Origin of the sequence: Mesorhizobium sp. M1E.F.Ca.ET.063.01.1.1 (assembly GCF_003998155.1) — a bacterium.
Lineage (GTDB): Bacteria > Pseudomonadota > Alphaproteobacteria > Rhizobiales > Rhizobiaceae > Mesorhizobium.
The window spans coordinates 1-3,009 of the sequence record NZ_RZSC01000709.1 but is presented as its reverse complement, the minus strand read 5'-3'; the positions used below and the strand labels follow the sequence as shown (position 1 = coordinate 3,009).

The window sequence follows — 3,009 nt, the reverse complement described above, 5'->3', positions numbered from 1 at the left end:
CCTTGTAGCTGTCCTTGGCGGTGTAAGGGATGCCGTCGAGCGGTCCGAGGGTCTTGCCCTGGCGCCAGCGCCGGTCGGAAGCCTCCGCCTCCTCGAACATCTGTGGATTGAGGATGGGCACGGCGTTGAGCGCGATGCCGTGCCGGTCGTAATGGGCGATGCGCCTGAGATACGCGCCGACCAGTTCGACGCTGGTGACGGTGCCTTCCTCCAGTGCACGGCGCAGATCGGCGATCGAGGCTTCGACGAGGTGGAGGGTGGGCATGATTGCGGGCGAATTCCTTTGCAGAGGCTGCGTTCCGTCACACCCCCCTCTGCCCTGCCGGGCATCTCCCCCGCAAGGGGGGAGATTGGCTGGCGCGCTGGCTTCGCCAATCGCCGGCGTTGCAGGAATGGTGGCGCCGCCAACGCTGATGATCCCGTTGCGGGGCCCATTTGAGGGAGATTACGCGCTCAGCCGCTCTTACCAGTTGTCAATTGCAGGCATCTCAGCTCACAGCGTTTTGCTATCGAACTGACCGTTTTCCTTCATGAGCTCGATATAGGTCTTGGCCTGGGCGTTGCCGTGCTCGGCCGCCTTGAGGAACCACTTGGTTGCTTCCAGGTAGTTCGGCTTGCCGTCAATCCCCCGAAAGTAGAGCGTACCAAGGCTGAACTCGGCATCGACATTGCCAGCCTGGGCTGCCTCAAGCCACCAGGTCTCGGCGGCCTTGTCGTCCCTGGCGACGCCTACGCCGTTTGCATATGCGTAAGCCAGGCTGAGCTTCGAATTTAGATTTCCCTGCCGTGCGGCCTTGAGCCACCACGCAATTGCATTCGCCTTGCTCTCCGAGACACCGGTACCCGTGGAATAGGCGTTCCCGACTGCTTCCTCGGCCATCGCGTTGCCCTGCTCAGCAGCCTTACTCAACCAAGCGAGTGCCTGGGCGTCGTCCTGTTTGACGCCCTGTCCCAATCCATACATCGTGCCGATATTGTATTGCGCGACGGCATGCCCGTTGACCGCAGCTTTCATCCACCACTGGAAGGCCAATCCGCCATCCAGGGCAAATCCGCGACCTTCATGGTACAGAATGCCAAGCTGGTACTGGGCGTCGGCATTGCCTCCGTCGGCGGCCATTTGCGTCCATTTGGCGGCCAACCCGTCGTCCTGCTCGATTCCTTCGCCGAGCAAATAGGCCCGGCCAAGATTATAGCCGGCTTCGGCATTTCCTGCCTCGGCACCCTTGCGCCACCAGATCGCGGCTTGAGCGTAGTCCTGCGGAACACCGGCGCCGACGGCATACATCCCGCCGAGCGCGGATTGCGCTCGGGGGGTGCCTTGATCCGCTGCCTTGTTCATCCAGTAGAATGCCTGGGCGTCGTCCCTGGCAACGCCATTTCCCGTGCGATACGCGTTTGCGAGACTGTACTGTGCCACCGCAACGCCGCTGGCCGCGGCCTTCGTCCACCATTTGACCGCCAACCGGTCGTCCCGAGCAACGCCGAGGCCTTGGTGGTACAGAATGCCGAGTTGACCTTGAGCGTCCGCGTTGCCTGCGTCCGCGGCTTTGAGCCACCAGACTGCACCATCCCGGCTGCTCTGGGCAACGCCCCTGCCCTTCAAGTACGCATTCCCCAGCGACAACTGTGCTTCGGCGTTGCCTTGCTCCGAAGCTTTGCGCCACCAGGCAACGGCTTGAACATCATCCTGCCGCACGCCCATACCAAGCCAGTACATCGTACCCAGGCTTGATTGTGCTAAGGGGTCACTCTTGTTGGCCGCCCTGCTCGTCCAAAGGAATGCCTGGGCATCATCCTTGCCGACGCCCTTTCCAGTGGCATACGCGGTGCCGACATTGTATTGCGCCTGCGCGACACCATCGGCAGCGGCCTTCATCCACCATTGAAATGCAAGGCTGTCGTTCTGTGTCAGGCCTTCACCCAGATGGTAGAGAACGCCGAGCATGTACTGGCCGTCGGCGTTTCCCAGATCCGCAGCCTTGCGCGCCCAGGTGGCGGCAAGCTGGCTGTTCTTGTCGACACCGAGGCCGAACTTGTAGGCCTTACTGAGAACATAGGCGGCCTCCGCATGCCCGTTGTCGGCCGCCCTGCGACTCCATGTCGCTCCAATTTTGTCGTCTTTCTTGACGCCAAGGCCATAAAAGTAAGCTTGGCCAAGACTGTACGCGGCCTCGACACTTCCCGCATCAGCAGCCTTGCGCCACCAGTAGAGTGCCTGCTCGTCACTCTTGCTCAGCCCGTGGCCCTGTGAGTAGAGGACCGCGAGCTGATACTGACCATTTGCGTTGCCTTTATCCGCCGCCTTTCGCGCCAAGCTGGCGGCGAGCTGGTCCTCCCTCGCGACACCGCGCCCAAGAGAGTAAGCTTGGCTAAGGGCGGCTTCGGCCTCCGCATTTCCACCGTCCGCGGACTTACGCCACCAGAAGACTGCCCTCTCGTCGTTCTGTGCGGTTCCTTGGCCGCGCCAATACATCGTGCCGAGATAGCCCTGCGAATCCCGGTTGCCCATGTTCGCCAGTAACGACAACTGATGGAACTCTTCGTCATAGTCCTTGGCTAGGGCGGCAGCTTGCATTTTTCTTATGGCCGACCATTGTACGTAGTAGTTTCGCGCCGGCCAAAACAGCACGAAGGCTGTCAGCGATATCAGGATGATTGGAAAGAGTCTTCGGCGACGCCGCGCAGGCGGGCTGAAAACAGTCATATCCGCTTCAAGCGGCCGGTCGTTATTGCTCACTGCCCCAACCCATTGCAACCCACAAGTAATCACTAGCGCAAGCCGCGCCGTTCTGGAATATCCCCGGTTGTGGACGTCTCTTTTTATTCCGGCGCCCCCGCGAACAGCACCACCCCATCCCCGCCCGCCGCCGGCCAGTCGCGGATGGTGCGGTCGATGCCGCCGGTGAGCAGCGTGCCGTCGGCGGCGAAGGCGACCGCGTAGATCGGGCCGGTGCCGGGCTCGAACTCGGCGATCTCGGCGCCGGTATCCATGTTCCATAGCCTGGC

The 3,009-nt window shown here is 61.7% G+C and carries 1 protein-coding gene and 2 pseudogenes; all 3 read right to left on the bottom strand.

Annotated features, from left to right (window positions below; translation table 11 throughout):
- Window positions 1–265, bottom strand: a pseudogene (locus EOA29_RS31000) (amidase family protein); the annotation flags it as partial.
- Between the two features lie 228 nt (window positions 266–493).
- The gene (locus EOA29_RS30995) at window positions 494–2,740 is read right to left on the bottom strand and encodes a tetratricopeptide repeat protein (protein WP_126094557.1); all 2,247 of its coding nucleotides are present in this window, start codon (window positions 2,738–2,740) and stop codon (window positions 494–496) included.
- Window positions 2,741–2,823: 83 nt separating this feature from the next.
- Window positions 2,824–3,009: pseudogene (locus tag EOA29_RS30990) on the bottom strand (WD40 repeat domain-containing protein); the annotation flags it as partial.